Genomic DNA, 4,942 nt, shown 5'->3' with positions numbered 1-4,942 from the left:
CCTTCAGCACGCGCCACGCGCAGGAAGCCAGCCTCCTACCGCACCGGCACCGGGATATTGCACAGGTCGATATGCCCGGCCGGGCGCTTGTAGAAATCATCCACGCGGTTGCGCCGCGCTTCGACCGTATCGGCGAAGGTCTTTGAATCCGTGCGCAGCACCTGGATCGGTGTGCGCTCGGCCGCGGGTACGTCGCTGACGCGACGGATCGACACGATCGGTGTGCGCAGCTTCGGGTCGGCGTAGAAGCCCATCGGTGCCGGTCCGCGCGCGATAGCGCTGAGCAGTTCCATGCCCTTCAGCACGCGGCCGACCAGGGTGATGTTGCGGTCCAGCTGGCGCGGCGATTGGCCAGTCACCACGTAGAGTTCTGCACCGATGCTGCTGTCTTCCTCGTTGCTGCGGCCCGCACCCAGCATGCCGTAGCAGTGCGCCAGCCAGGCCTTGCCGGCCTGCGGGTCCTGGCCGACCGGGAAGCCGTCGACGAAGCCGGTCTGCGCTGCCCAGCCATCGCGATCCGGCAGCACGCTCACCTTCAAACCGCTGTTGGCACGCTCGAATTCGGCCGGCAGCTTGCGCTGGGCGCTGCCGAACGGCTTGGCCTTGGCGGCATCGTCGGCGTCGGCATCGCCGAACTGCACCACGAAGTTGTCCTGCGAGCGGTAGATGCTGGTGCCGTCCCAGAAGTGCTCGTGGGCGAAGGTCTGGATGTTGGCGACATGGCGCGGGGCAAACTGCGGCGCCAGCTCGATGATCACCCGCCCGGCCGGCAGGTCCATGTACAGCAGGTTGGCCGGGTCCGGCGTGCGCCAGTCGCTGGCGGCCGAGGCCTCCAGGATCTGCTGCGGGCTGCGGTAGGGCGCGGCCGCGCTGGCCAGCGAGGGCAGCAGGCAGGCCAGGGCGAGGGTAGTCAGGGCAAGGCGTCGACGGTGCGGCATGGGATCCCCGGAACATGAACGAGGTCTCGATTCTGCGCGAGAGTGCGTGCCTGCGCCACGGTCCCGTGCTGGCCGTGTCCATGTACGTGCGGCACGATGGTCATTCTCCTTAATGGAAGCAGATGATGTTGATACCGCATCCGGAGGCCCCCGAAGCCGCACTGAGCGCCAGAATCGACCAGATCCTGAAGGCGTTCGTCGATGAAGGGGGGAATCGTGTGCATTGGTTGCAGACGTTGTCGCCACGTGGGCTGTTCGATCTTGATGAGCGTCGGCGCAGTTGGTGGGCTGCCAACGATGATGGCCTGCTCGCCTGCCTGAAAGCCTGTGCAGCGGCGCCGGTTACTGTGCAGACGGCGGCACTGTTCCTTGCGGGCTCGGATGGCAATGGCCGCACGCGTGAGGCCGCGTTGCAGATGATGCGCTCGGTGCCCAGCCATTTGACGTTGTCCTGTGCCTTGCTCCGCTGCAATGACTGGGTGGCTGAAGTGCGTGCGGCGGCGCAGGATTGCGTGATGTCCCTGCTCGGGCAGTGCGCGGTGCAGCACGTACTGGCGGCCTGGCCGGTCGCCGTGCGCCTGCGCCATTCCCAGCGCGTTGACCGGGCGTGGCTCGAGGGCACCCTGTTCGCCTGGTTGTCATCGCCCTCCAGCCGCATAGTGCTTGAAGGACTGCTGGGCCATCCCGACGCACGCACCCGGCTGATGGCCTACGCCGTCGCCCTGCACAGTCATCCGGATCGGGCAGCGTTGCGCGTGCGCGCGATTCTGGACAGTGATCCGCACATCTCGCACTTGGCACTTGCCGATCTTCTGCACCACGGTGAGCCTGCGGATGTCGAGGCGAAGTGCGCGCTGGCATTGTCCGCGCCTGCGAGCGGGGTACGTAGTGCCGCGTTGCGTGCGCTGGTCGAGCGCGAGGTGGCCGGCTTGGATGCGCACATCGAAACCGCGGCATTCGACCGTTCGAGAGGCGTGCGCCGGTTGGCGATGTGGCTGCTCCAGCAGCGGCAGGCCACGCCGGCCATCGCGTTGTGGCGAGACGAGCTCAAGCACCGTCGACGCGCGCGATGGCRCGAAGCATTGGAAGCGCTGGCCGATCACGCCGAGGCAGAGGATATGCCTGCATTGCGCGCCTTGTTGCCCCAGGTATCGGCGCGCCATCAGCGCAACTGCCTGCGCGGCTGGGTGCGGGCCGAGGGCGGTGCCCGTCTGGCATTGCTGCGCGAGGCACTGGAAAAGCCGGGGCGGACCGTGAATGCGTTGCTGGCCAGCGCCACCGTGCTATGGGCGGCAGAGCTGGACCCGCCGCGCCTGCTCGCCTTCTGCCACGACGGTCCTTCGCCGGTGGCACAGGCTGGCCTGCTCGGGCAGCTGACCCGGCTGCCCTTGTGGCAACACCTCGACCTGCTGCTGGATGCGGTACCGCAGCGCGAGGATGAACGTGCCTGGCACCTGCGGCTCGTGCATGGCTGGCTTCGGGTGAGCGGGCAGTACTCGCCGCTCGGGGCCGCCCGTCGGCAGGCCCTGCTCAGCCGGCTTGAAGAGGGCAGGCACTCTTTGCCGCAGAACGTTGCGGCCCAAGTGCGGGCGGCCGTCCATCATGCCTGAAGGCCCCCTTCCGCACGGCAGGATGACTAACGACACATTCGCTATACCGAACTTCGCACTACTGTGGACTTCAACGTAGTGGAGGGCCGGTCATGTCCGAGGACGATGTCCACCTGAAGAAGTTCCAGAAGGAGCTCAGCGCCGGCACCGTGTCGCTGGCCCTGCTCGCAGTGCTGGCCCGCGCCGGTGAGCCGCTGTACGGCTACCTGATCGCCAAGGAGCTGGAACGGGTGGGCGAGGGCGTGCTCAGTGGCAAGCAGAGCGCGCTGTACCCGGTGCTGCGCAACCTGGAGGGCGCCGGCCTGCTGGAGAGCCATGTGGAGCCGTCCAGCAGCGGGCCGCCGCGCCGCTACTACCGCATCAACGCGCGTGGCCGGGAGGTGCTGCAGCAATGGCGCCAGGCTTGGCGCGACACCCGTGATTCCGTCGATTCCGTGTTGGAGGGGGTACCGCAATGAACGACCTGGACCTGGCAGGCAACCGTCTGCCCAGCACCATCCCGCAGTACCTGGCGCAGCTGCGTGCCGCGCTGGACGGTGCCGATCCGGCGATGGTGCAGGACGCCCTGTACGACGCCGAGGAATACCTGCGCTCGGAACTGGCGGCGCAACCCGGCCGCAGCGAAGCCGAGGTCATCGCCGACGTCGCCGGCAGCTACGGCGCACCGGACGAGGTGGCGGAGATCTACCGCGAAACCGAGCTCACGGTGAACCGCGCGCTGCGCACGCCGCGGGCTGACACGGGCCCGGTGCTGCGTGCAGCGGCCGAGGCCAGCGGTGCTGCACCGGCGGCACAGCCCGCAGCGCCCGTGCGACGCTCGCTGCTGGCGCGTTTCTTCGGCGTAGTGACGGACCCGCACACCTACGGCGCGCTGTTCTACATGCTGTTGTCGCTGGCCACCGGCATCTTCTTCTTCACCTGGGTGGTCACCGGCCTGTCGCTGTCGCTGGGCCTGCTGATCCTGATCATCGGCGTCCCGTTGACCGTGCTGTTCTTCGGCTCGGTGCGTGGACTGGCGTTGCTGGAAGGGCGGCTGGTGGAAGCGCTGCTGGGCGAGCGCATGCCGCGCCGGCCGCAGTACACCGACCGCAGCCGCAGCTGGCTGCAGCGTATCGGCGACATGTTCACTGATGGCCGTACCTGGCTGACCCTGCTGTACTTCGTGCTGATGCTGCCGCTGGGCATCATCTACTTCACCATCGCGGTGACCTTGCTGTCGCTGTCGCTGGGCTTGATCTGGGCACCGGTGGCGGCGATCTTCAGCGGCGACATCCCCGGCATCTACATCAACGACGTGAACGTGCTGCCGATGGCAGCCTCGCCGCTGGTGGCGATCGTGGTAGCAGCGGTGGGTGTGTTGCTGCTGCTGCTGACGATGCACCTGGCACGCGGCATCGGCAAGCTGCACGGCATGCTGGCCAAGAACCTGCTGGTGCGCTTGTAAGGCAGCGATCTGTTCTCTGGTGGGTGCCGACCTCGGTCGGCACTTCGCCATGGTAGGTGCCAGCCTTGGTTGGCACGAACCATCAGGTGTCAGTACGCTTGAAAGAGCGCCAACCAAGGTTGGCATCTACCGAAAGCGCCAACCAAGGTTGGCATCTACCAGAAGCGCCAACCAAGGTTGGCATCCACCAGGGGCGTGCTACCCCGCCTTGCGGCGCAGCGGGGTGACGTTGCTCTTCTTCTTCGTGGCCTTCGCTGCCGGGGCTTCGGCATGCGCGGCGAAGAAGTCACGCACCTTCGGGTACACCACTTCGCGCCAGCGGCGGYCGCTGAAGATGCCGTAATGGCCGGCACCATCCACGATGAAGTGTTCACGGCGTTCGGCCGGTATACCGCTGCACAGTGCCTGCGCCGCTTCGGTCTGGCCGAGGCCGGCGATATCGTCCAGCTCGCCTTCGATGCTCAGCAGCGCGGTATCGCGGATTGCCGACGGGTCGACCTTTTCGCCGTTGACCACCCACTCGCCACGCGGCAGCAGGAAATCCTGGAACACCACGGAGATGGTGTCCAGGTAGTACTTGGCCGGCATGTCCAGCACCGCGTTGTACTCGTCGTAGAAGCGACGGTGCGCGTCGGCATCCTCCAGGTCGCCCTTCACCAGGTCGGTGTAGAAATCCCAGTGCGAGCTGAAGTGGCGGCTGGGATTCATCGACAGGAAGCCGGCGTGCTGCAGGAAACCGGGATACACGCGGCGGCCGGCACCTGGATAGCTGGCCGGTACGGTGTGGATGACGTTGTTCTCGAACCACGACAACGGGTTCTGCGTGGCCAGGTTGTTGACCGCGGTCGGGCTGCAGCGCGCGTCGATCGGGCCACCCATCATCACCAGCGTGCGCGGCGTCGGTTCGCCGCGGCTGGCCATCAATGAAACCGCGGCCAGCACCGGTACGG

At 66.9% G+C, this 4,942-nt stretch carries 6 protein-coding genes; 3 read left to right on the top strand and 3 right to left on the bottom strand.

Translation table 11 applies throughout. The features are described 5' to 3' along the window. Positions 1-35: 35 nt before the first annotated feature. A complete protein-coding gene (locus AC1VAN_RS11235) occupies positions 36-938 on the bottom strand; it encodes a peptidylprolyl isomerase (protein ID WP_442251025.1) in 903 nt (300 codons plus the stop codon). Next, a complete protein-coding gene (locus AC1VAN_RS11230; RefSeq protein ID WP_312963481.1) occupies positions 911-1,525 on the bottom strand; it encodes a hypothetical protein in 615 nt (204 codons plus the stop codon). Before AC1VAN_RS11230 ends, AC1VAN_RS11235 begins: the two co-directional genes overlap by 28 nt. On the opposite strand from AC1VAN_RS11230, the gene AC1VAN_RS11225 reads away from it, so the two are divergent. The 3 genes from AC1VAN_RS11225 (at position 1,511) to AC1VAN_RS11215 (ending at position 3,992) form a co-directional block, all read left to right on the top strand. Further along, the gene (locus tag AC1VAN_RS11225; protein ID WP_480985821.1) at positions 1,511-2,548 is read left to right on the top strand and encodes a HEAT repeat domain-containing protein; all 1,038 of its coding nucleotides are present in this window, start codon (positions 1,511-1,513) and stop codon (positions 2,546-2,548) included. The two genes, AC1VAN_RS11230 and AC1VAN_RS11225, sit on opposite strands and share 15 nt — an antisense overlap. Before the next feature lie 92 nt (positions 2,549-2,640). Beyond that, positions 2,641-3,006, top strand: coding sequence for a PadR family transcriptional regulator (locus AC1VAN_RS11220; RefSeq protein WP_032975774.1), 366 nt, complete (start codon positions 2,641-2,643; stop codon positions 3,004-3,006). Then, complete coding sequence (locus AC1VAN_RS11215) at positions 3,003-3,992, top strand: sensor domain-containing protein (RefSeq protein ID WP_442251027.1); 990 nt, start codon at positions 3,003-3,005, stop codon at positions 3,990-3,992. The genes AC1VAN_RS11220 and AC1VAN_RS11215 overlap by 4 nt, the downstream gene beginning before the upstream one ends. Positions 3,993-4,190: 198 nt before the next feature. Here the strand turns inward: AC1VAN_RS11215 and phaZ are convergent. Next, positions 4,191-4,942: polyhydroxyalkanoate depolymerase (gene phaZ / locus AC1VAN_RS11210; RefSeq protein ID WP_480985820.1), on the bottom strand; the 752-nt coding region annotated here is incomplete at its 5' end.

Source organism: Stenotrophomonas sp. 05L44_2, from assembly GCF_056665995.1.
The sequence above is the reverse complement of the archived record's forward strand: the minus strand, read 5'-3'. Positions and strand labels throughout refer to the sequence as shown.